The following is a 23,099-nucleotide window of genomic DNA, read 5'->3' as shown; positions in this document are numbered from 1 at the left end:
AGCCCCCCTACACGGAGATCCCGGCAATGAAAAATTCGTTACTGATTCTGACTGGCGCTGCGCTGCTGTTTACCGTCGGCAGCGCCGGCGCTGCAGAAAAAACGCCGCAGCAGGAGAAGATGGCGCGCTGTAATCAGCTCGCCGCCACGCAAAATCTGAAAGGCGATGAGCGCAAAACGTTTATGAGCGACTGCCTGAAAAAAGAGAGCAAGCTCGGCAATATGACGCCGCAGCAGCTGAAAATGAAAAGCTGCAACAGTGCAGCCGGGGAAAAAGATCTCTCGGGCGATGCGCGCAAAACCTTTATGAGCACCTGCCTGAAAAAAAGCGCCTGATGATAAAAGCGGCATCTGATTAATGACTTAGCTGCCGCTTGCTTTATTTTTCCTGCCAGTTTCCCACGCTTTGCCACACTTACTCTTTGCAGGGGTTTGTCATCCCGCATCCGAAAATAATAAAGGAGCAAGGTGTGAGCTATCAATCTATCACAGAGCTTAACGCGCTGGCGCAGCAGCAGCCCGTGCCGTTCAGCGTGGGCGAGACCGACATTATTTTGATCCGCGATGGCGATCAGGTGCAGGCGTTTCAGGCCAAATGCCCGCACGCCGGCGCGCCGCTGGCGGAAGGGGCCGTCTGTGACGGCAAACTGATCTGCCCGTGGCACAAAGCGGTATTTCAGCTGCAGGATGGCAAAATGTGTGAACCGCTGGCGCTGGCCAACCTGACGCGTTATCCGGTGCGGATCGAGCAGGGCAAGGTGCTGGTCAGTGAACAGCCGCTTTCTGAGGCATCCGCACCCGCTGCGGCAGATAGCGCGCCAGTCTATGTCATTCTCGGCAGCGGAGCGGCGGGCGCCGCGGCAATCTGGACGCTGCGCGATGAGGGATTCAGCGGACAGATTATTCGTATCGAGCGGGAGGCCGCGGCCCCGTATGACCGTACCGCGCTCAGCAAGTTTGTGCCGTCGGGCAAAATGGCTATTGAGGATGTCCCTGCGCTGCTGGAGCAGGATGTGCTGGGGCCGGTCGAACTGCTGCAGGATGAGGTGGTGCAGCTGCAGGCGCGTGCAAAGACGCTAACGCTGAAAAGCGGAGAGCAGGTGAGGTTTGACCGGCTGCTGGTGGCGACCGGCGGCGTACCGCAGGCGCCGGATATTCCCGGCCGGGATCTGGCCGGCGTTCACCTGCTGCGTTCGCGCGATCAGGCTGAGGCGCTGCTGAACGATGTCGATGAAACGCAGGAGCTGGTGATTGTCGGCAACAGTTTTATCGGTATGGAAGTTGCCGGAGCGCTGCGCAGTCGTGACGTCAAGGTCACCGTGGTTGCCCGCCAGCGTCTGCCGTTTGTAAAACAGTTTGGCAAAGAGATAGCGGAGCATTTTTATGCGCTGCACCGCAGCAACGGCGTTATCTTTGAGCAGGGTGAGCCGGAGGCGCTGGAGGGAGAGCGTGAAGTCACTGCGGTACGCCTGAAAGGAGGCAAAACGCTGCCCGCGCGGCGGGTGCTGCTCGGCACCGGCGTCAGACCTGCAACCGGGTTTGTGCATGACTTAACGCTGCAGGAGGATGGCAGCCTCCTGACCGATCGCCAGCTGCGGGTTACGGATAGCGTCTGGGTCGCCGGCGATATCGCCACCTATCCCACCGCTGATGGCGAACAGCGCATTGAGCACTATCGCGTGGCTCACCAGCAGGGGCGCATTGCCGCGCTGAATATGCTGGATAAGCAGATTGAGTACGACCGCGTACCTTTTTTCTGGACGGCGCACTACGGCACCCGTTACGAATATCTCGGGCATGCCGAAGAGTGGGATGAATATCGTCTGCTGGGTTCGCTGGATGACCAGACGTTTATTGCGTTCTACTGCCAGCAGGGGAGAATTGCAGCGGTCTGCTCGGCCGGATTGTACACGCTTACCGCCGCGCTAATCGAACAGATGCAGCAGCCGCTGACGCTGGCGCAGGGCGTGGCGCTCTATGAGCAGTACACCGCGTAACTGCCCGGCTTAATTCCGGTCCTCAGTTCAGGAAAGAGGACCGGATCGCCGGCAGAAGAGGGCTGCGATTACGCTTTGCTCAGCGCCTCTGACTTCGCCATGCAGCGCTGCATGGCGTTCATCACCGCCGCGCGAAAACCATTCTCTTCCAGCGCTTTTACCGCCTCAATCGTCGTGCCGCCGGGCGAGCAGACCTGATCTTTTAGCTCAGCAGGATGTGTGCCCGTCTCGATGACCATCTGCGCAGCACCTTTCACCGCCTGCGCGGCAAACTCATACGCCTGCGCACGCGGCATGCCGCCCAGCACGGCAGCATCGGCCATCGCTTCAATAAACATAAATACATATGCCGGAGCAGAGCCGCTGACGCCCACAACCGCGTGGATCAGATACTCTTTGACCACGGCGGCTTTACCGAAACTTTCAAAAATAGCGACGATATCGTCCACTTCCTGCGGCTCCACCAGCACGTTAGGTGTCACCGAGGTCATGCCCTCATTGACCAGCGCTGGCGTATTGGGCATCACCCGCACAATTTTGCGATCGTGACCCAGCACGCCGGCCAGCGAATCCAGCGTCACGCCTGCGGCAATCGAGACCACCAGCGCATCCTTCTTCATCACGCCCGCCAGATCGCTGAGCACTTTCAGAATCACATCAGGTTTGACCGCGCCAAACAGGATATCCGCCTCGCGCGCCAGTGCTTCTGCGCTCTCCGCCGCGCTGATCCCGTACTGCTGCGCCATCTGCTGGTTGGTTTCCGCTTTGCGGTCCCATACCAGAATATTGGTCGGGGCGATAAGCCCGCTGTTGACCAGGCCGCTGATAATCGCCCGGGCCATATTGCCGCAGCCGATAAAGCCGATTTTTTTCTCCAGCATCGCTCTCTCCTTAATCGTATTGATTTCGCTGCGGGTTAGCTTACGTCAGCGCTCGTGAATAACAAGTGCCGGCAAAATATCGATTGCCTTTCCTGACCAGCGCGGCAAGATCGCGCCTGTTATTCATTACAGGGAAACCATTATGTCAATCTGGGTCGATGCTGACGCCTGTCCGGTGGTCATTAAAGAGGTACTTTACCGCGCTGCCGAACGGACAAAAGTGACGGTGACCTTTGTCGCTAACCAGCCGCTGCGCGTGCCGCCTTCACCCTTTCTGAAGACGCTGCAGGTCGCGGCCGGTTTTGACGTGGCGGACAATGAAATTGTGAAGCGCGTGCAGCCCGGCGAGCTGGTGATCACCGGCGACATTCCGCTGGCGGCGGAAGTGCTGGAAAAAGGGGCTGCCGCGCTGAATCCGCGCGGCGAGCGTTACTCGCCTGATACCATCCGGCAGCGCCTGACCATGCGCGATTTTATGGAAACGATGCGCGCCAGCGGCATTCAGAGCGGCGGCCCGGCGGCGCTGAGCCCGCGTGACCGCCAGCTGTTTGCCAACGAACTCGACAAGTGGCTGCGTCAGCGCTGATCAGACAAAGCTGTCATCATCATCAAAGCCGCCGTTGTCAAAATCATTCAGATCGCTGTTGTCGGCAAAGCTGTTGTCATTCCAGCTGCTGTTGTCACTGAGAAACGCATTGCTGCTGTCGTTGCCGTTGAACGTATCCAGGTTCTCATCCACCTGCGGCAGCGCCGGTTCGTTGATAATATTCACGATCTCTTCCGGCTGCGAGTGATGAAACAGGCTGGTGAGCATATCCGCCATCACCACGCCACCTGCCACGCCCACGGCCGTCTGCAGCGCGCCGCCGAGAAAGCCCGTGCCGCGGGCCGGTGCGGCTGGCTGCTGCGCATACTGCGGGGGCGGGCTGTTCCAGCCAGGCTGCTGCTGCTGCGGTTGCTGCTGACGCGAACCGCCGCCAAATAAACCGGAAAGAAAGCCGCCGCTCTGCTGCGGAGCCTGCTGCTGTGCCTGGTTATTTTCCAGCTCGGTGATGCGGGCATTCAGCTTTTTCAGCGCAGCTTCCTGAATCAGAATCGCCTGAGCCATGTAGTAGGGCGCGTCGGGCTGGTTCTGCAGATGCTGACGGATAAGCTGTTCCGCGCCCGCATCGCGCGGGCCACTCTGCTCACCGGCCTGTTTTAACCGGCTAAAGAGATTTTCAATGAGTTGCTGTTCCTGATTTTGCATGGTGAACCTCCGTTGGCGTTAAGGCTATCTATATGCGGGCAGGGGGCGCGAAAGTAAATCACTGACGTGGTAAGCAAATGTTGCCCGCTTACACCGCCCGGGTAATGCACAAAATGCGCATGGTTTTTCGCTGTAAATTCAGTGAGCTAATTATAGCAGCCGCCAGAGTGCGCGTATTTTGTGCTTCGAAACTGGCTGCTGAAATAAAATCCGGATATTATGCGACGCATTATTGACCTGATCGCCTGCCGGCGCGGCAGAGCACGGCGGAGAATAAGCCCGGATGTCATTACCCATCTATCTTATCGGCGCACGCGGATGCGGCAAAACCACTATCGGCCAGGTGCTGGCGCGCATGCTGAATTACACCTTCTGCGATACCGACCACTACCTGCAGCAGGCCGCGCAGCGCAGCGTGGCTGAAATTGTTGCCAGTGAAGGCTGGGAGAGCTTCCGCGCGCGCGAAACCGAGGCGCTGCGCGCCGTCACCACGCCAGCAGCGGTGATAGCCACCGGCGGCGGGATGGTGCTGGCTGAAGTGAACCGCCGCTTTATGCGCGAGCGGGGGCATGTGATCTGGCTCAGCGCACCGGCGGAAGCGCTGGCGAACCGGCTGCAGCAGCAGCCTGAAACCGCGCAGCGGCCCACGCTTACCGGCCAGCCAATTGCCGAGGAGATGGATGAGATCCTGCGCCTGCGCGCGCCGCTCTATCAGCAGGCGGCCCACTATCAGGTTGATGCCATGCAGCCGCCAGAGCAGGTTGCAGAACAGATAATACGTTCGCTCGCGCTGGCCCGCGCCAGCTGATTTTTATCAGAAAACTCCCGCTTTACTGGCATCAATGCATGCTGGTCTATACTCAGTAACAGGCAGCGGATCGCCACTGCCGTGTGGAACACTGATAAGAGAGGGAAAACGATGCCATCCAGACCACCCTATCCGCGTGAAGCCCGTGTTGTGGCCGTCGAAAAAGGGCCCGAAGGTAAAAAAGTTACCTGGTATGAACTGCGTGCCGATCATCCTAAAGAGAACTCCCTGATCAGCGAGCATGAATCTGAGCAGGAAGCGCAGGATGCGAAAGATCGCTACGAAGATGTGGAAAAAGAATAAGCCGCACTGGCAGGGACGCCAGTGAATTCTCCGCACTCTCCTGAATTTTCCTGCCGCTGCGCCAGCAGCGATTTATTTGCGTGACACCCTGAGGGCTTCCCTTGTAATCTGCTGATAACCTTCATGTGCTGCGAGGAAAAAGCATGCTCAATGTCAGTGATTATTTCGACGGAAAAGTGAAATCGATCGGGTTCGACAGCGTGACCATCGGCCGCGCCAGCGTAGGCGTTATGGCTGAAGGCGAGTACACCTTTGGCACCGGCCAGCCGGAAGAGATGACGGTGGTGAGCGGCGCACTGAAAGTGCTGCTGCCAGGTGAGGCGGAGTGGAAGTGGTATGAGGCGGGCAGCACATTTAATGTCCCTGGCCACAGTGAGTTTCATCTGCAGGTAGCTGAGCCTACCTCCTATCTCTGCCGCTACCTGTAAACGGCGCAAGAGAGACAGAGCTGCAACCTTCAGGCTGCAGCTTTTTTTATGCCTGATTAGCGTGGTGCTTCGCCGCCGAGTGCGTCGGTCAGGCTGGCGATCAGCGCAGCGAGTTCGCCGGTCATCAGCGTAAAGTCAGCGTCAAAGCGCAGAGCGAAATCCTCGCGATCGATATCATCATTCTGTTCACGCAGCGTATCGCTGAATTTCAGGCGCTTTACTGAACCATCATCAGCAATCACAAACTGAATTCGCTCCTGCCAGTCGAGCGCCAGTCTGGTCACCACTTTGCCCGCTTCAATGTGGTTGGCGATCTCATCGGAGATCAGATCCTGCTTCTTGCAGCGGATCACGCCGCCATCTTCCAGCAGCGCTTTCAGCTCCGCCTCATCCATCAGGGCGTAGCCTGCGGGCAGGTCGCCGCCGCGCACCCACTCCGTCAGCGTCAGCTCAATCGGCTTCTCCATGGTCAGCGGCACGACCGGCAGCGAGCCGAGACTTTTGCGCAGCAGCGCCAGCGTATCTTCCGCTTTTTTGGCGCTGGCGCAGTCAACAGCGATCAGGTTATTGACCGTATCGATCCACAGAAAGGTCTGACTGAAACGGCTGAAAGCACGTGGCAGCAGGCTGTGCAGCACTTCATCTTTCAGCGAATCTTTTTCGGTTTTCTTCAGCTTGCGGCTCTGTTCCGCCTCCAGCTTCTCAATTTTGGCATCCAGCGCCTGCTTCACGACCGGTGAAGGCAGAATTTTCTGCTCGGTACGGGCGCAGATCACTATCTGTCCGTTGACCTCATGGGCCAGCGCTTCCCCGCGGTTACCCATCGGCGATACCCAGCCGGTCTGGGCCATATCCTGACTTCCGCACGGTGAGAACGTAAATGCATCAAGCTGTTTTTCCAGATCGTCTGCGGACAGCGGAAGGTCACGATTCAGACGATAAACCATCATATTTTTAAACCACAACATCGGGATTCCTTACCGTGGGTGCGATCGGGCGCACAAGTCTCAAACAGGGAGCGCGCATGATAGCGAAACCTGCGCCGGGTTTCATTGCCTTTCCCGAATCGCCCCTCTACTGTATCTCCACCCCATGTGAATAATGAGGAATAACCCGTGCGTATCGGTATCGATTTAGGCGGCACCAAGACAGAGGTTATTGCTTTATCGGATGACGGCACGCAGCTGTTCCGTCATCGCGTGAATACCCCGCGCAACGACTACGCTGCTACGGTCGGTGTGATGGCGGATCTGGTTCGTCTGGCCGAAGCGCAGACCGGAGAGCGGGGCAGCGTCGGGGTCGGTATTCCCGGCTCGATTTCGCCCTATGCGCAGCGGGTTAAAAATGCCAACTCCACCTGGCTGAACGGACAGCCGCTGGATAAAGATCTGGCGCAGGCGCTGAGCCGGGAGGTGCGTATTGCCAATGATGCAAACTGTCTGGCGGTCTCTGAAGCCACCGACGGCGCCGGCGCCGGTCAGCCGCTGGTGTTTGCGGTGATCATCGGCACCGGATCCGGCGCGGGGATCGCCATGAACGGCGTGTCGCGTATCGGGCTCAATGGCAACGCCGGCGAGTGGGGGCACAATCCGCTGCCGTGGATGGATGCCGATGAGCAGCGCTTTCAGCAGGAGGTGCCGTGCTACTGCGGCTTACGGGGATGTATTGAAACCTTTGTCTCCGGAACCGGTTTTGCTACTGATTACCAGCGATTAAGCGGGCAGGCGCTCAGCGGTGCGGAGATTATGCAGCTGATTGCGCAGCAGGATCCGCTGGCGGAGCAGGCGATGAACCGCTACGAACAGCGGCTGGCGAAAGCGCTGGCGCAGGTGGTGAATCTGCTCGATCCCGACGTAATTGTGCTGGGCGGCGGAATGAGCAATGTGGACCGTCTGTACCAGACGCTGCCCGGCCTGATGCAACCCTGGGTGTTTGGCCGCGAGTGTGAAACGCCGGTGCGTAAAGCGCTGCACGGTGATTCCAGCGGCGTTCGCGGCGCAGCGTGGCTCTGGCCGCTGGAGGGACAGGCGACGTTATGACTTACGCGGTGCAAAGCCAAACCACGCTGGCTGGGTGCGATCGGGCGGCGGCGGTAGCGCGGCGGACTGGCCAACCAGCTGCCAGGCGCGCAGGCACAGCGCCTCATCTCCCTGCGTCTGGGTAACGGCAAAGCGCCCGCTGGCCTGCCACTCCAGCCGCAGCCAGCACTGCTGTCCGGCGTAGTGCGCCGCATCGCGAAACTGCTGGTTAAGCTGATGCTGAACGCTGCGCGTCCAGTGGCAGGAGGCGCTTTCCGGTGCCACGTCCGGCTCGCACAGGTTGCTTAAGGCGGCTGGCGGCGTGGCAGGCGGACGGGCGCAGCCAGTCAGCGTCAGCGCTGCCAGCAGCAGACCGGCTGCGGCGGCGATCAAATTTATTCTCATAACAGAACCTGAAAAACGGGAGCCAGCCGCTGAGTCTACCGCGCGCCGGGCGGAAAGCTATGGCATTCCTCTGACTCTCTGCAGAACCAGAATCAGTCGCAGGTTACTCCCCCGGCAGCTGCAGCTTGCTGTATCCCAGACCATTCATTTTCCGCACCCGGATCTGAACCGGGATACGCTCTTTCATCGCCTCAACGTGGCTGATCACGCCGATGGTTTTCCCGCTGGCGTTAAGCGCATCCAGCGCGTCGAGTGCGGTATCGAGCGTCTCAGCATCCAGCGTGCCAAACCCTTCATCAAGGAACAGAGATTCGATGCGGGTTTTGTGGCTGACCAGATCGGAGAGCGCCAGCGCCAGCGCCAGACTCACCAGAAAACTCTCACCGCCCGAAAGCGTCCGGGTATCGCGGGTTGCGTCCGCCTGCCAGGTATCCACCACCTCAAGCTCCAGCTCATCGCTGAGGCGTCGCTGCAGCAGATAGCGACCATGCAGGCGATCGAGCTGACGATTCGCCAGCCAGACCAGATGATCCAGCGTTAACCCCTGCGCAAACCGGCGGAACTTGTCACCTTTGGCTGAACCGATCAGATCGTTGAGGCGGCTCAGCTGCACCAGCTCAGCTTCATCGGCGGCGATCTCTGCCAGCAGCGCCTGCTGCTGCTGACGCAGGTGTGCATCACTCTGCAGCTGCTGCTGCGCTTCTCCCTGCTGGCGCGCGTTATCACGCAGCGCCAGGCGTAATGTCTCCAGCTGCTGGCTGAGAGCGGCAGCCTGTTCATCATTGAAGCCAGCGGGACGCTGCTGCTGATGCTGCGCCAGCCGCTGCTCCAGCTGTTCATAAAGAGCAATCTGCTGCAAACGCTGCTGCTCCAGCTGCTGCAGACGGGCGCGCAGCGGCAGCAGCACCTCTTCCGGCAGCAGCGCCGCGTGCAGTGCTGCTTCATCAGCAAATTCGCTCTGCCGCAGCGCCTGGCTGAACTGCTGTTGCGCCTGCTGCAGGCGCTCCGTCAGGGCGGCCTGCTGGCTGTACGTCTGCGCCAGCTGACCCTGCAGGCTGTGCAGTCCGCTTTGCGCCTGCTGCCACTGCTGCAGCGCCCCTGCCAGCGCCTGTTCCAGCTGCTGCAGTAGCGTGTGCTGCTGCCGGCGCGCCTCCGTTACGCTGCGCGTGCCAAACAGCTGGCTGCGCTGCTGCTGCAGATCCTGCTGCTGCTGCTGCATCAGCGTCAGAGCGTGCTGCAGGCTCTCCTGCTGCTGCTGTTCACGCTGCAGCGTCTGCTGCAGGCTATGCTGCTCGCTCCCCGCTCTGGCGATCTGCGGCTGCAGAGAAGTCAGTAACTGCTCACTCTCTTGCCAACGCTGCCAGCGCTGCTGCTGTGCGGCAAACCAGCTGGCGCGTCCGGCGGGTTCCGGCAGGCGAAGCTGATGGGCCGCGAGCTGCTCCGTCAGCCGCGCCGCAGCGTGCTGCAGCGCCTGCTGTTCATCTCTGAAACGCTGCTCCAGATCGGCCAGCTGCTGCTGTGCGCTCTCCCGCTGCTGCTGTGCAAGCTGCTGCTCCTGCAGATGCTGCTGCCAACGCTGCTGCTGCTGCTGATGGGCATCTTTAGCCTGCTGCAGCACTGCTGCCGCCTCTTCACGCGCCTGCAGCTGCTGTTGCTCCGTCAGCTCCTGCGCCTCCAGCTGCTGCTGCCAGGCAGTGAACTCTGCATGCTGCGCCGGCGTAAAGTGCAGCCCCAGTGGGGTGCACAGCGCCTGCCACCTGGTATCGATGGTGGCCAGCTGGCGATCCAGTTCAGCCAGCTCCTCTTCCAGCGCCTGCTGCTGCTGCAGAGAGAGTTTCTGCTGTTCGCCCTGTGCCGTGCCCGCCTCTTTCAGCTGCGCCACTGCCGTCTCCAGCGCGGTAAGCCGCTGCTGATTCTCATCCGGCCGGAGCTGCTGATAGTCCGCTACCGCCGGGTGCTGACAGGAACCACACAGCGGGCAGGGGGCGTCAGGCTGTAGTCTGGCGCGCTCATCAGAGAGCCGGGCAATGGTCCGTTCCAGTTCGCACAGGCGACGCAGATCGAGCAGCGCCTGATGCTCGCGCTTCCAGCTGTCGCGCAGTTTCTGCAGTGTCTCTTCACCCTGCAGGTAACTCTGCTGCAGCTGCGTCAGCCGGGCAGCCCGCTGTACGCGCTGCGGTTGCAGCGATTGCCACTGCGCGGCCAGCAGCGTCAGCTGCTGACGCGGGGCGCGCTGCTGCTGATAGCGCGCAAGAGCATTGCGCAGATCGGCGCTGCGCTGCTGATTTTCCAGAGAGGTCAGCGCCTGCTCAGCCTGTTCGCGCTGCTGGCGGCTCTCCGTCTCCGCCTGCGCTAATGGCTTAGCCGCCTGTTCACGCGCTGCCAGCGTCTGCTGTAGCTGCGCCAGCTGCTGCTGCTGCCGCTGCTGCTGTCCGGCAAGCTGCGTCGCCGCCTGTTCACGCTCCTCAAGGTGTCCGATATCAGCCTGCCAGCGCGCCAGCTCCGGCCCCCAGCCGGCGGTAGCCGCTTCGCGCGTGCGCCACGCCTGCTGTTCAGCCAGCTGTAGCTGTAAGCGTTCACTCACCTGTTGCTGCTGCTGCAGCGCCTGTTCGCTGCGGGCGACCGCCTGCTGCTGCTGCGTCAGCTGCTGCTGCTGTTCACTCAGCTGCTGCGCGGTGCGCGCTATCTGCTGATCGAGCGGCAGCACCTGCTCAGTCAGCAGCGTTTCGAGCTGCTGTCCGGCTTCCACCGCCTCATCGCGCTTCTGCAGCGCCTGCTGATAATCGCGTTCCGCCTGCTGCAGCGTGGTTTCAGCCTGCTGCTGCTGCGCCTGTAGCTGCCGGACCAGCTGCTGCTGTGCATCACTGTCCTGCTGCAGCTGTTCACGCAGCTGCAGTCCGGCGCGCAGCTTCTCTGCCGGCTCGGCGCGCGCCAGCTGCTGGCGCTCTGCGGACGCCTGCTGCCACGCCTGCTCCGCTGCCTGGCGCGCCGCGTCAGCGTCCTGCTGCTCCTGCGTCAGCTGCTGTGCCTGCGCCAGCCACTGCTGCTGCGTCTGCGCCTGCGTAAGCTGTGCATTCAGCGCGCGCTCCTCCGCGCTTAAGGTCTCCAGCTGCTGTGTGAGCGACGCCCGCTGCGCCTCATCCAGCAGCGCGATGCCGCCGGCACGGGCGCGCAGCGTCTCAAGCGCGCCGCGCGCCGCGCGCCAGCGTTCAAAGATATGGATGGAGATATCGCCATAAATTTCGGTACCGGTCAGCTCCTCCAGCAGTTCGGCACGCTCGCCGGGCCGGGCGTTGAGAAACGCGGCAAACTGACCCTGTGACAGCATCATTGAGCGGGTGAAGCGGGCAAAATCGAGCCCGGAGAGCGACTCTATGGCTTTCAGCTTATCGCCGACTTTATCCGCCACGATCTGATTATCAGCGACCCGCGCCAGCTCCACGCGCGGCGCCTGCAGCTTGCCGTCAGCCTGACCGCGCGCCCGGTTCTGGCTCCAGAAGGCGCGCCAGGCTTCACCTTTGATTTCAAACTCGACTTCAGCCAGACACTCGGCGGTGTCGCGCGTCATCAGCTGATTCTCACTCTGCGACAGCCCGCCAAGGCGCGGCGTCTGGTGATAGAGCGCCAGGCAGATCGCATCCAGCAGCGTGGTTTTGCCGGCGCCGGTAGCGCCCGTGATGGCAAACAGACCGTTGCTGGCGAACGGCTCCTGGCGGAAGTCGATCAGCCATTCACCGCGCAGCGCGTTGAGATTTTTAAAACGTAGCGTCAGAATTTTCATGCGGATGGATCCTCCAGGGCGGCCAGCGCGCTGCGAAACAGGCGGGTCAGTCCGTCACTCTGCTGCGCGTCCAGCTCTGACTCCTGTGCCAGGCGACGGGCAAAAACCTCTTCGACTTTCAGTTCGCTCAGCGTCTCATTTGTCAGCCGTTCCAGGCTGCGCTGACGCAGCGCGCGGCTGCGGCGCACCAGCAGCACCTCTACCGGCAGCGTGGCCGTGAGCTGTTCAATACGCCGCTGCAGATCGGTGAGGTACTCCTGCGTGGTGATCTCGATATCCAGCCATACCGGCAGCGATCCCTCATAGCGGGCAAACTGTGCCAGCTGCGCCTCAATCTCTGCCATCGAACCTTTTAGCATCTGCATCGGCTGAAAGGCGGGTATGGTCAGCGCGGTTACGCTCTCCAGCGTGCGGCCAAAATCGAGTAGCCAGACGCTTTTATCACGTCCGCTCTCATCAAAACTGAGCGGGATCGGTGAGCCGCTGTAGCGAATATGTTCCGTGCCGGCAATCCGCTGCGCACGGTGAATATGGCCGAGTGCAATGTAGTCTGCGGGCGGAAACGCCTGCGCCGGAAACGCATCCAGCGTGCCGATATAGATATCGCGTACCGCGTCGCTTTTGGTCACGCCCACGGTAGTGAGGTGGCCGGTGGCGACGATTGGCAGCGGCTCATCCAGCCGTTCTCTTTCTGCCACGGCGGCGCTATAGCAGTGCTGGTAATGCTGCTCGATCGCCTGCAGCAGCGATAACTGCTTGTCGCGACCGGACTGACCGGCCCGACTGCGCAGAATATCGCGCGGGCGCAGATAGGGGATGGCGCACAGCAGCGCGCCCGGCGATCCGTCGCGCTGCGTCAGCGTCAGCACCTGCTGTTCACCGCCGGGGGTAGCGCTGGTGATCACCCGGGTGTTAAGGCAGGCCAGCAGTTCGCGCGACTCATTCAGCGTGGCGACTGAATCGTGATTGCCCGCCAGCACAACCAGCTGACAGCCGCTGGGCTGCAGCGCGACCACAAACCGGTTAAACATTTCACGGGCGTAACTGGGGGGCGAACCGGTATCAAACAGATCGCCTGCCACGATCAGTGCATCAACCTGATGCTCAGCAATTTGCCGGAGCAGCCAGTCAAGAAAAGCCTGGTGTTCGGCGGCGCGACTCTTGCTGTAAAAAAACTGACCGAGGTGCCAGTCTGCGGTATGAATAATGCGCATGGGGTGTCCTGCCTGAAAGCTGGCGGCCAGTATAACGGCTTCGGGCACAAAGGAAAAAAGACGTTTTTGCCGGTGCGAGGGTGGTTTTTATCTCTTGCTTACCGGCCGGGTTTTTCATAAAAGTGTCATAAAACTGACGCATAATGACGCCGCATATCCTAGTGACATCCCGTCACACTCGCAGGAGCAATAATGGCCAAGCGCATTTTGGTTGTGGAAGATGAAGCGCCCATCCGGGAAATGTTATGTTTTGTACTGGAACAGAACGACTATCAGCCTATTGAAGCGGAAGATTATGACAGCGCGATTAGCCGGCTGATTGAACCCTGGCCCGATCTGATCCTGCTGGACTGGATGTTGCCCGGCGGCAGCGGCATCCAGTTTATTAAGCATCTGAAGCGCGAAGCCATGACGCGCGATATCCCGGTCATGATGCTGACCGCGCGCGGTGAGGAAGAGGATCGCGTGCGCGGACTGGAAGTGGGCGCAGATGATTACATCACCAAGCCGTTCTCACCGAAAGAGCTGATGGCGCGTATCAAAGCCGTCATGCGGCGCATCTCCCCGATGGCGGTCGAAGAGGTGATTGAGATGCAGGGGCTGAGTCTCGATCCCTCCTCACACCGCGTGATGTCGGAGACCACGCCGCTGGAGATGGGGCCAACCGAATATAAGCTGCTGCATTTCTTTATGACGCATCCGGAGCGGGTCTACAGCCGCGAACAGCTGCTGAACCACGTCTGGGGCACCAACGTCTATGTCGAAGATCGCACCGTAGATGTGCATATTCGTCGCCTGCGTAAAGCACTGGAAATCTCCGGCCACGATCGTATGGTGCAAACCGTACGCGGAACAGGGTATCGTTTCTCTGCCCGCTACTAAACGGAGCCTGCTACCGTGCTGGAACGCCTCTCCTGGAAGCGATTACTGACCGAGCTGGCGCTGGCCTGTCTGCCTGCGCTGCTGTTCGGCCTGCTGTTTGGTTATCTGCCGTGGTGGCTGCTGGCAGCCGTCTCAGGCGTTCTGGCCTGGCACTTTACTAATCTGATGCGGCTCTCCCACTGGCTGTGGGTCGACCGCTCAATGACGCCGCCCACCGGGCGCGGCAGCTGGGAACCGCTGTTTTATGGCCTCTACCAGATGCAGTTGCGTAACCGCCGTCGCCGCCGCGAGCTGGGAAACCTGATCAGGCGTTTTCGCAGCGGCGCGGAGTCGCTGCCGGATGCCGTGGTGCTCACCACCGAAGAGGGCACCATTTTCTGGTGCAACGGCCTCGCTCAGCAGCATCTGGGGCTGCGCTGGCCGGAGGATAACGGCCAGAATATTCTCAACCTGCTGCGCTATCCTGAATTCTCCCGCTATATCCGCCAGCGCGACTTTGCCCGGCCGCTGACGGTGGTGCTGAATAATCAGCGGCACATGGAGTTCCGCGTGATGCCTTACAGCGAGGGGCAGTGGCTGATGGTGGCGCGCGATGTGACCCAGATGCATCAGCTGGAGGGCGCCCGCCGCAACTTTTTTGCCAACGTCAGTCATGAACTGCGTACGCCGCTCACGGTGCTGCAGGGCTATCTGGAGATGATGGACGATGAGGCGATGAATGCGCGCACGCGCAGCAAAGCGCTGGGCACGATGCAGGAGCAGACCCGACGCATGGACAGCCTGGTCAGGCAGCTGCTGACGCTGTCGCGCATCGAGGCGGCCCCGGCGCTCGATCTCAAAGAGCGGGTCGATGTACCGGCCATGCTGCATCTGCTGCAGCGCGAAGCGGAAACGCTGAGCCAGGGGCGCCATGTTATTCACTTCCATACCGATCCTCATCTGCGCGTACTGGGTAACGACGAGCAGCTGCGCAGCGCTATCTCGAACCTGGTCTATAACGCGGTTAACCACACGCCGGAAGGCACGCATATTCATATCAGCTGGCTGCGCACGCGGCAGGGAGCGGAGTTTAAAGTCTGCGATAACGGTCCCGGCATCAGCGAAGAGCATCTGCCGCGCCTGACGGAGCGCTTTTACCGCGTTGATAAAGCGCGGTCGCGCGCCACCGGGGGCAGCGGACTGGGGCTGGCGATCGTCAAGCATGCGCTGAGCCATCACGGTGCGCGGCTGGAGATCAGCAGCTGGCCGCATCAGGAGACCTGCTTTCGCTTTCTGCTGCCGTCGCGTCTGATTGTGGAAGAGGCCGCGCAGGAGCGGGCGGGGTAATCTGCATTGCGCCGTTTTCGCAGGCTTGCCACAATAGCGCTCTTCTTCTCTCTGACGGCGGCTCCATGCTGAAATCTCTGCTGTTCACACTTCTGCTGCTCTTCTCTTTGCTGGCGCAGGCGCAAAAAGCGATGCTGACCGGCAACCTCAGCAGCGCCGGCTCAGATACGCTGGGCTATCTGATGACGCTGTGGGGGGAAGATTTCAGCCTGCAGGCGCCCGGCGTCAACGTTCAGGTACAGGCGGCGGGCTCTTCGACCGCGCCAACGGCGCTGGCAGCGGGAGCCGCACAGTTGGGCGCGATGAGCCGGCCGATGCAGAACGATGAGCGACAGCTGTTTATTGCCCGCTACGGCTATCCGCCGCTCGCCGTACCGGTCGCCATGGATGCGCTGGTCGTGGTGGTGAACCAGGCTAATCCGCTGCAGCGTATCAGCCAGCCGCAGCTTGATGCGCTCTATTCTGTTACCCGGCTGTGCGGCGGCACGCAGGTTCCGCAGCGCTGGGGCGATACGGGCGTAACAGATGATAAGTGGGCGCAGCGGCGCATCCAGCGCTTTGGCCGCAACTCTGCCTCCGGCACCTGGGGGTTCTTCAAGCAGCAGGCGCTTTGCCGCGGCGATTTTCGCGCTGACGTGGCGGAGTTTCCCGGTTCGGCTGCCGTGGTGCAGGCGGTTGCGACCACGCCAGAGAGTATCGGCTACGCCAGCTTTGGCTTTCATCTCAGCGGTGTGAAGATCGTGCCGATTGTCACCCGGACCGGCGAAAGCATCATGCCCGATGCCGATACCATCCGCAGCGGCCGCTATCCCTGGTTCCGGCCGCTCTATATTTACGTGAACAAACCACCGGGCAAGCCGCTGCCGCCGCTGGTGGCGGCATTTCTGCATCAGGTACTGTCGTCGCAGGGACAGCGGCGGGTGGCGGAAGCGGGCTATTTACCTCTCTCCGATGCGCAAATCTCCGCTGCGCGGGCGGCCATTGAATAAGCAGCAAGCGCGTGCTCAGGAAAATGAATTTTCTTCATGTCTGCTGAAAATTCTTCCGTTGCCCCGCGCGCGGAAGCGTGGCACTCTTTGGACATATAGCCATCCAGATGGCTGAAATAACCAGAAGAAATTATACCTGACCGCAACTACCGGTCTGCAAGGAGAATCTATGCCCGCTCAGCACGCCCCGTTCCGCGCCGATACCGTCGGCAGTTTTCTGCGTCCCGCTGCGATCAAACAGGCGCGCGAACAGCACGCCCGTGGTGAGATTAGCGCTGAGCAGCTGCGCGAAGTGGAAGACCAGGCTATTCGCGATGTTGTCGCGCAGCAGCGTGCCAATGGCCTGCAGGTTGTCACTGACGGCGAGTTCCGTCGCGCGTGGTGGCACTTCGATTTCTTTGGCGATCTGAATGGCGTAGAGCTGTTCGAAGCGGAGCAGGGGATCCAGTTCAACGGCGTACAGACCAAAGCGCACGGTGTAAAAGTCACCGGTAAAGTCTCGTTTAATCCGGCGCATCCGATGCTGGAACACTTCCGCTTTCTGCAGAGTATCGCCGGCGACGCGGTCGCTAAAATGACGATTCCCAGCCCGAGCGTGCTGCATTTCCGCGGCGGCCGCAAGGTTATCGACGCCACGGTTTACCCCGATCTGGATGCCTACTTTGCCGATCTGGCGCAGACCTATAAAGACGCCATTGCCGCGTTTTATGCTGCCGGCTGCCGCTATCTGCAGCTGGACGATACCGTCTGGGCCTATCTCTGCTCCGGGGAGCAGCAGGAGCAGATCCGCGCACGCGGCGACGATCCGCAGGCGCTGGCCCGCACTTATGCCCAGGTGCTGAACGCGGCGCTGGCAGATAAACCGGCCGATCTCACCGTCGGGCTGCACGTGTGCCGCGGTAACTTTCGCTCGACCTGGATATCAGAAGGCGGCTATGAGCCGGTAGCGGAGATCCTGTTTGGCGGCGTGAATATCGACGCCTTTTTCCTGGAGTATGACAACGAACGCTCCGGCGGATTTGAGCCGCTGCGCTTTATTAAGCCAGGTCATCAGAAAGCGGTACTCGGCCTTATCACGACCAAAACCGGCGCGCTGGAAGATCCTGAACAGGTTAAAGCGCGGCTGCAGGAAGCGGCGCAGTACGTCAGCCTCGATCAGATCTGCCTCAGCCCGCAGTGCGGCTTTGCTTCCACCGAAGAGGGTAATAGCCTGAGCGAAGCGGAGCAGTGGCAGAAGATCCGTCTGGTGGTGGATATCGCTAAACAGGTGTGGTGAGAGTGTAAAGTTGTGCAGACAGGCGCGTAAATCGCGCCTTTTGTGCATCCTGAACCGCACTTATGCAAGAACAACTTTCGCTTTGTCTGAATTTTAAACAAATCATCTGGGGTGTTTAGCGGCTATTTCGCCCATATTCACTGCCTGCGTACGCTTATGCGCGATATCCTTCTGGTTTTCCGATCCTGTATTGTCTTTCTCCGCTATAAACGTTTTAATTTGCGCCGTTGTCGATTCATCCCTCTGTGAACAGAAGAAAAGCAGATTAAATCACCTGCGCTGTCTCGATTCGGCCCGCATTTCGCACTGGGTAATCCAGCTAAGCCATTGTTATCGCGCAATCAGGGGACAACACAAACTCAACTTCCACCGCAACATCAGCTACAGGCACGACAGAAGTTATGACATACCGTTTAACCTCGAGGGACATCCTTGCGCTGGGCTTTATGACCTTTGCCCTGTTCGTTGGCGCAGGCAACATTATCTTTCCACCGATGGTGGGAATTCAGTCTGGTGAACACGTCTGGGTCGCCGCACTCGGCTTCCTCGCGACCGCGGTCGGCCTGCCGGTCATGACCGTGATCGCGCTGGCGCGCGTTGGCGGCGGCATCGATGCGCTCAGTTCGCCAATCGGTAAAGCAGCGGGTCTGCTGCTGGCGACGGTCTGCTATCTGGCCGTGGGACCGCTGTTTGCGACGCCGCGTACCGCGACCGTTTCGTTTGAAGTCGGTATCGCTCCGCTGACCGGTGACGGCCCGCTGCCGCTGTTTATCTATAGCCTTATTTACTTTGCGCTGGTTATCGGGATCTCCCTCTATCCGGGCAAGCTGCTGGATACCGTCGGGCACGTGCTGGCGCCGCTGAAAATTGTCGCGCTGACCATACTCGGCGTTGCCGCGCTGGTCTGGCCGGCGGGCGGTATTGCGCCTGCGACGGCAGACTATCAGCGCGCGGCGTTCTCTACCGGTTTTGTAAATGGCTATCTCACCATGGATACGCTGGGCGCCCTGGTGTTTGGTATCGTGATTGTGAACGCGGCACGTTCGCGCGGCGTTGAAGATGCGAAACTGCTGACGCGCTACACTATGCTGGCTGGCCTGATCGCCGGTGTCGGACTGACGCTGGTCTACCTGAGCCTGTTCAAGCTTGGCTCCGGCAGCGCTGGCCTGGTTGACCAGAATGCCAACGGCGCCGCTATTCTGCACGCTTATGTACAGCAGACGTTTGGCAGCATGGGCAGCTTCTTCCTCGCGGCGCTGATCTTTATCGCCTGCATGGTAACGGCCGTTGGCCTGACCTGCGCCTGCGCTGAGTTCTTTGCACAGTATCTGCCGCTCTCGTACAAAGCGCTGGTGTTTATCCTGGGCCTGTTCTCGATGGTGGTATCAAATCTGGGGCTGAGCCATCTGATTCAGATCTCCATCCCGGTGCTGACAGCAATTTATCCGCCCTGTATCGTGCTGATAGTGCTAAGCTTCACCCTCAACTGGTGGAACCGCAGCGCGCGTATTATTGCGCCAACCATGCTGGTCAGCCTGCTGTTTGGCATTGTGGATGCAATCAAAACCACCAGCTTTAAAGAGATACTGCCGCTGTTCAGCCAGCATCTGCCGCTGGCCGACCAGGGACTCGCCTGGCTGCCGCCTTCGCTGGCAATGATGGTGATTGCTGCCGTCGTGGATCGCGTTAAAGGACCACAGCAGGTAGTCGTCCGGCAGTAAACGACACGGCTGTTCATTCCGACCACGGGCTTGCCCGTGGTTTTTTCATTTTCACAGGACCTGTTTGTTATGCAAGAAACCAACACGCTCAAACGCGGACTGAGCACGCGCCATATTCGCTTTATGGCGCTGGGATCGGCAATCGGTACCGGGCTGTTTTACGGCTCGGCGGATGCTATCAGGATGGCGGGGCCCAGCGTTTTACTGGCCTATATTATTGGTGGCGCGGTGGCCTATATCATCATGCGTGCGCTGGGGGAGATGTCGGTTAACAATCCGCAATCAAGCTCCTTTTCGCGCTATGCGCAGGATTATCTCGGTCCGCTGGCGGGCTATATCACCGGCTGGACCTACTGCTTTGAGATCCTGATTGTGGCGATCGCGGATGTCACCGCATTTGGCATCTATATGGGCGTCTGGTTTCCGGATGTACCGCACTGGATCTGGGTGCTGTCGGTAGTGCTGATTATCGGCGCCATCAACCTGATGAGCGTGAAGGTGTTTGGCGAAGTAGAGTTCTGGTTCTCTTTCTTTAAGGTCGCCACCATTATCATCATGATTGTGGCGGGCTTTGGCATGATTTTCTGGGGCATCGGCAACGGCGGAACGCCGACCGGGATCCATAATCTCTGGAGCAACGGCGGCTTCTTCGCCCACGGTATTGTGGGTATGCTGCTCTCGCTGCAGATGGTGATGTTTGCCTATGGCGGGATCGAAATCATCGGTATTACCGCCGGTGAAGCGGATGAGCCCGCCAAATCGATTCCGCGCGCGATCAATTCGGTGCCGCTGCGTATCCTGGTGTTTTATGTGGGTACGCTGTTTGTCATCATGTCGATCTACCCGTGGAATCAGGTCGGTACCGAGGGCAGCCCCTTTGTGCTGACGTTCCAGCATCTGGGTATCGCTGCGGCGGCGTCAATTCTTAACTTTGTCGTGCTGACCGCTTCGCTATCTGCCATCAACAGCGATGTGTTTGGCGTGGGGCGTATGCTGCACGGTATGGCGCAGCAGGGCCATGCGCCTAAAGTGTTCCAGAAAGTCTCTTCGCGCGGCATCCCGTGGGTGACGGTGGTGGTGATGATGTTTGCGATGCTTATCGCCGTTTATCTGAACTACCTGATGCCGGAAAAAGTCTTCCTGGTGATCGCCTCGCTGGCGACCTTTGCCACGGTCTGGGTATGGATCATGATCCTGCTGTCGCAGATCGCATTCCGGCGCAAAATTGGCAAGGCGCAGGCGGCGCAGCTGCAGTTTGCCGTACCGGGCGGCAGTGCCACCACCTGGGCAGGCGTGCTGTTTCTCGCCTTTATCATTGCGCTGATTGGCTATTTCCCTGATACGCGAATTTCACTCTACGTGGGCTTTGCCTGGATTGTGCTGCTGCTGCTGGCGTGGCCGCTGGTGAAAAAGCAGAAACGCTGAGCGTCAGGCTAAAAAGAAAAGAGTCGCCCTGTGTGGCGACTTTTTTTATGGGAAAAAAAGTATTCGGCGCATCCTGTCGCCGAAAAATAGAACCAAAACGGAAAAATAGGTCAAAACTAAGGGATGATTGACGCACTCAGAATACGCTAAATTTCATAGCGTTATGTCACAGCGGACAAATATAGAATTATCGCAATTCAGCCATAAAAACGCTTCAGCAGAACGAAGAGGCGGCCGGGAAACTGATAAGCCCGCATGGCGGGCTGAACAAAGGTGCAACTGACTCAGGGAGCCCATGTGACGGGGGCGAGGGCGCTGCTGTCGACTCCCTGCCTGAGCTGAGCCAGCGTCGATTGATAAGGACAGAGCGTGCCGATGGCGCTGTCGTGACAGTCTGGCTGATGCCACTCTGCCTGCAGTAAAGGGTGCTGCCGATCCACCGGCGCGAGCTGGCGCAGCGCATCCAGACTCTGCGCCTGAAAGTAAATGCGCAGCCGGCGGCTGTTGTCACGCGTATCGCGCCAGCGCTCAAACACCAGGCTGCTGCCCGGCGGGATATTACCGCGCGCGTAGCCCGGCAGCTGCCAGCTGAAATTCATCAGGGTGCGCACCATTGCGATATTGGTATCGTGGGCTACCAGCAGCAGCCAGCGGGTATCGGGCGAGCCGGGACGATCTTCGAGCGCCGCGATCGCCGCATCGAGCAATATTGAGCCGCGCTTTTGTGCCAGATAAGGGACATCGTTACTCAGATCGTAATTTGCGGTGAGCAGTGGCAGCAGCGCCGTAATCTGCTGCGCGCTGTTCAGGCGCCCCTGCGCCAGCGCCTCTGGTGGCAGATTTTCACTCCAGCCGAGACGCAGCGTTTCCACCATGCTCGCCATGACGCTTAATCCCTGGATATAGCTGTGGCCGCTCCGGGTCTGCTTCAGCTGCCACGGGCGTGAAAAAAAGCGGCAATCGCCGTCACAGACCGCCGCATTTAGCTGCCGGATCGCCGGCTGCAGCCGCTGCTGCAGCGCAGCAAGGTCGCCAGCGCGTGCGGCAATCGCTGCCTGCTCGCGGGCAGGATCGGTCCGGGCAAATGGAAATTTATCGCTCTGAAACAGGGGATCCGCCCCATCGGCGACAACGTGCATCGGCACACCGCAGCCGGGAAACGCGCCGTCAGTCAGCGCCTGTGCCGTGGCCCGCGTGCGCTGCAGCGGGCTGGCGCGCACATAAATTTGCCGGCTGTCAGGGCAGCCCGCGTGGAGCAGGCCCGCCTGACGGTAGTAGTTACCCTGCCAGCGTCCTTTATTGACCACCGCGCTGTAGCCGTGACCGGTAAGCTCGCCATCCGCCGTGCTCCAGCGCGGCCAGGGGTGCTGCGTGGCCGCTTCAATCTCTGCCCGGTTAGCCGCCGTCGGAGGACGTACGCCGTGCCGGCCGATCTCTACCACCTTTTCCAGCTGCCAGCGATCGGCTGCGGTGGCGAGCAGCGGCAGCAGCAGCAATATCAGCAGCGATTTCACGTCAGCGGCTCCGCCAGCAGCGCATTGATCTGCGGCCAGAGCGTGGCGTTAGCCAGCAGCACCGGATTGCCCTGCGTCAGGCCATTATTCTGCTCATAACGGTTGGTCTCTCCACCCGCTTCCCGCATCAGTACGATGCCTGGCAGGCCGTCCCACGGCTGCATGCGCGCTTCGTAATAGCCGGTCAGCCGCCCGGCCGCCGCCCACGCGCTCATCAGCGCCCCGGAACCGTTGCGGATAAACATGCCGCCCTGCTGCAGCAGCGCGCTGATAAAGTCGAGCAGTGGAGCCGCAGGCTGACTGGTGGAGCAGCCCAGACCAAACAGCCCCTGGCTCAGCTGGCCGGCGCTGTGTGCCCGGATACGCTGCTCGTTCATCCATGCGCCTTTGCCCCGGCAGGCGTGAAAGATCTCCTGATGATTGGGATCGCATACCACGCCAATAACCGGTTCGCCTTCACACACAATCGCCAGCGCCACGCACCAGTTGTGCAGCCCGCTGAGAAAGTTGCTGGTGCCATCAATCGGGTCAACTACCCAGATAAAGCGTGCCTGTCCGGCGTCTCCGCCGCTCTCCTCACCGATAACCGCGTCTTCAGGAAAGCGTTCAAGGATAAGGTGCCGGATTAACTCCTCAACGTTGCGGTCAGCCTCACTGACCAGATCCTGTAAATCCTTCTTATATTCTGCAACCAGCTGGTTACGCTGCTGATACCACGACATGGCGCGACTGCCAGCGGCTCTGGCGACCTCGCAGGCAAACTGATAGCGCGCCTCTAATTCAGTTAACGTAGCTGATGACATGTTTCCCTCTTATCATTTTCTGGCTGGTGTAGTAACCAGACGTGCCTGAACAGGCGGAATGGTGGTGTGGTCGGGTCTGG

The 23,099-nt window shown here is 60.0% G+C and carries 21 protein-coding genes; 13 read left to right on the top strand and 8 right to left on the bottom strand.

The genetic code is table 11. The features are described 5' to 3' along the window. The first annotated feature begins 26 nt into the window (after positions 1–26). Together B4M48_RS15325 and B4M48_RS15320 are read left to right on the top strand one after the other, a co-directional pair. On the top strand, positions 27–335 hold the full coding sequence (locus tag B4M48_RS15325) for a PsiF family protein (protein ID WP_039382937.1): 309 nt from the start codon (positions 27–29) through the stop codon (positions 333–335). 134 nt (positions 336–469) lie between these two features. Next, the gene (locus B4M48_RS15320; protein WP_071668611.1) at positions 470–1,996 is read left to right on the top strand and encodes an FAD-dependent oxidoreductase; all 1,527 of its coding nucleotides are present in this window, start codon (positions 470–472) and stop codon (positions 1,994–1,996) included. A gap of 68 nt (positions 1,997–2,064) precedes the next feature. On the opposite strand, the gene proC is transcribed toward B4M48_RS15320, so the two are convergent. After that, positions 2,065–2,877 carry a pyrroline-5-carboxylate reductase gene (proC, locus tag B4M48_RS15315; protein WP_071668612.1) on the bottom strand — a complete coding sequence of 271 codons (813 nt, stop codon included), beginning with the start codon at positions 2,875–2,877 and terminating at the stop codon, positions 2,065–2,067. A gap of 142 nt (positions 2,878–3,019) precedes the next feature. Here proC and B4M48_RS15310 point away from each other — a divergent pair, with 142 nt between their 5' ends. Continuing rightward, complete coding sequence (locus B4M48_RS15310; protein ID WP_039382940.1) at positions 3,020–3,463, top strand: YaiI/YqxD family protein; 444 nt, start codon at positions 3,020–3,022, stop codon at positions 3,461–3,463. Here B4M48_RS15310 and B4M48_RS15305 read toward each other — a convergent pair whose 3' ends face one another. Further along, on the bottom strand, positions 3,464–4,126 hold the full coding sequence (locus B4M48_RS15305; protein ID WP_039382941.1) for a DUF2076 domain-containing protein: 663 nt from the start codon (positions 4,124–4,126) through the stop codon (positions 3,464–3,466). It lies immediately after the preceding gene. Between the two features lie 283 nt (positions 4,127–4,409). Between B4M48_RS15305 and aroL the strand changes: the two genes are divergently transcribed. The 3 genes from aroL (at position 4,410) to ppnP (ending at position 5,665) form a co-directional block, all read left to right on the top strand. Continuing rightward, on the top strand, positions 4,410–4,934 hold the full coding sequence (gene aroL, locus B4M48_RS15300; protein WP_039382942.1) for a shikimate kinase AroL: 525 nt from the start codon (positions 4,410–4,412) through the stop codon (positions 4,932–4,934). A gap of 111 nt (positions 4,935–5,045) precedes the next feature. Next, positions 5,046–5,237, top strand: a complete 192-nt coding sequence (locus tag B4M48_RS15295) for a YaiA family protein (protein ID WP_039382943.1) — start codon at positions 5,046–5,048, stop codon at positions 5,235–5,237. Between the two features lie 143 nt (positions 5,238–5,380). Then, entirely contained in the window at positions 5,381–5,665 is a 285-nt protein-coding gene (gene ppnP / locus B4M48_RS15290; RefSeq protein ID WP_039382944.1) for a pyrimidine/purine nucleoside phosphorylase, read from the top strand. Positions 5,666–5,721: 56 nt separating this feature from the next. On the opposite strand, the gene rdgC is transcribed toward ppnP, so the two are convergent. Continuing rightward, positions 5,722–6,633, bottom strand: a complete 912-nt coding sequence (rdgC, locus tag B4M48_RS15285; RefSeq protein ID WP_039382945.1) for a recombination-associated protein RdgC — start codon at positions 6,631–6,633, stop codon at positions 5,722–5,724. A gap of 147 nt (positions 6,634–6,780) precedes the next feature. Between rdgC and mak the strand changes: the two genes are divergently transcribed. Then, positions 6,781–7,704, top strand: coding sequence for a fructokinase (gene mak, locus B4M48_RS15280; protein ID WP_039382946.1), 924 nt, complete (start codon positions 6,781–6,783; stop codon positions 7,702–7,704). Here mak and B4M48_RS15275 read toward each other — a convergent pair. The 3 genes from B4M48_RS15275 to sbcD form a co-directional block, all read right to left on the bottom strand. Continuing rightward, a complete protein-coding gene (locus tag B4M48_RS15275) occupies positions 7,699–8,088 on the bottom strand; it encodes a cell envelope integrity TolA C-terminal domain-containing protein (RefSeq protein ID WP_082032647.1) in 390 nt (129 codons plus the stop codon). The genes mak and B4M48_RS15275 overlap by 6 nt on opposite strands. 103 nt (positions 8,089–8,191) lie before the next feature. Further along, the gene (locus tag B4M48_RS15270) at positions 8,192–11,869 is read right to left on the bottom strand and encodes an AAA family ATPase (RefSeq protein WP_288657135.1); all 3,678 of its coding nucleotides are present in this window, start codon (positions 11,867–11,869) and stop codon (positions 8,192–8,194) included. Continuing rightward, entirely contained in the window at positions 11,866–13,083 is a 1,218-nt protein-coding gene (gene sbcD, locus B4M48_RS15265; protein WP_071668614.1) for an exonuclease subunit SbcD, read from the bottom strand. Before sbcD ends, B4M48_RS15270 begins: the two co-directional genes overlap by 4 nt. A gap of 192 nt (positions 13,084–13,275) precedes the next feature. Between sbcD and phoB the strand changes: the two genes are divergently transcribed. The 6 genes from phoB to proY all read left to right on the top strand — a co-directional run bounded on the left by phoB (position 13,276) and on the right by proY (position 20,702). After that, positions 13,276–13,965 (top strand): phosphate response regulator transcription factor PhoB, encoded by a 690-nt coding sequence (gene phoB / locus B4M48_RS15260; protein ID WP_039382949.1) that lies wholly within the window; start codon positions 13,276–13,278, stop codon positions 13,963–13,965. Positions 13,966–13,980: 15 nt separating this feature from the next. Continuing rightward, entirely contained in the window at positions 13,981–15,291 is a 1,311-nt protein-coding gene (phoR, locus tag B4M48_RS15255) for a phosphate regulon sensor histidine kinase PhoR (protein WP_071668615.1), read from the top strand. A gap of 68 nt (positions 15,292–15,359) precedes the next feature. Continuing rightward, positions 15,360–16,280: a PstS family phosphate ABC transporter substrate-binding protein gene (locus B4M48_RS15250; protein ID WP_071668620.1), complete on the top strand. Its 921-nt coding sequence runs from the start codon at positions 15,360–15,362 to the stop codon at positions 16,278–16,280. Between the two features lie 169 nt (positions 16,281–16,449). Beyond that, positions 16,450–17,556, top strand: coding sequence for a cobalamin-independent methionine synthase II family protein (locus tag B4M48_RS15245; RefSeq protein ID WP_039382951.1), 1,107 nt, complete (start codon positions 16,450–16,452; stop codon positions 17,554–17,556). Positions 17,557–17,957: 401 nt separating this feature from the next. Beyond that, positions 17,958–19,277: a branched-chain amino acid transport system II carrier protein gene (brnQ, locus tag B4M48_RS15240; RefSeq protein ID WP_039382952.1), complete on the top strand. Its 1,320-nt coding sequence runs from the start codon at positions 17,958–17,960 to the stop codon at positions 19,275–19,277. Between the two features lie 69 nt (positions 19,278–19,346). Then, entirely contained in the window at positions 19,347–20,702 is a 1,356-nt protein-coding gene (gene proY / locus B4M48_RS15235) for a proline-specific permease ProY (RefSeq protein ID WP_039382953.1), read from the top strand. A gap of 284 nt (positions 20,703–20,986) precedes the next feature. Here the strand turns inward: proY and B4M48_RS15230 are convergent, their stop codons facing one another. Together B4M48_RS15230 and B4M48_RS15225 are read right to left on the bottom strand one after the other, a co-directional pair. Further along, entirely contained in the window at positions 20,987–22,216 is a 1,230-nt protein-coding gene (locus B4M48_RS15230; protein WP_039382954.1) for a histidine-type phosphatase, read from the bottom strand. Further along, positions 22,213–23,019: an inositol monophosphatase family protein gene (locus B4M48_RS15225; protein ID WP_039382955.1), complete on the bottom strand. Its 807-nt coding sequence runs from the start codon at positions 23,017–23,019 to the stop codon at positions 22,213–22,215. Before B4M48_RS15225 ends, B4M48_RS15230 begins: the two co-directional genes overlap by 4 nt. Positions 23,020–23,099: the final 80 nt, after the last annotated feature.

This window comes from Pantoea sp. UBA6567, assembly GCF_002434165.1.
Taxonomy (GTDB): domain Bacteria; phylum Pseudomonadota; class Gammaproteobacteria; order Enterobacterales; family Enterobacteriaceae; genus Pantoea; species Pantoea eucrina.
Note: the sequence above shows the minus strand (reverse complement) of the source record. Positions and strands in the feature narration are given on the sequence as shown.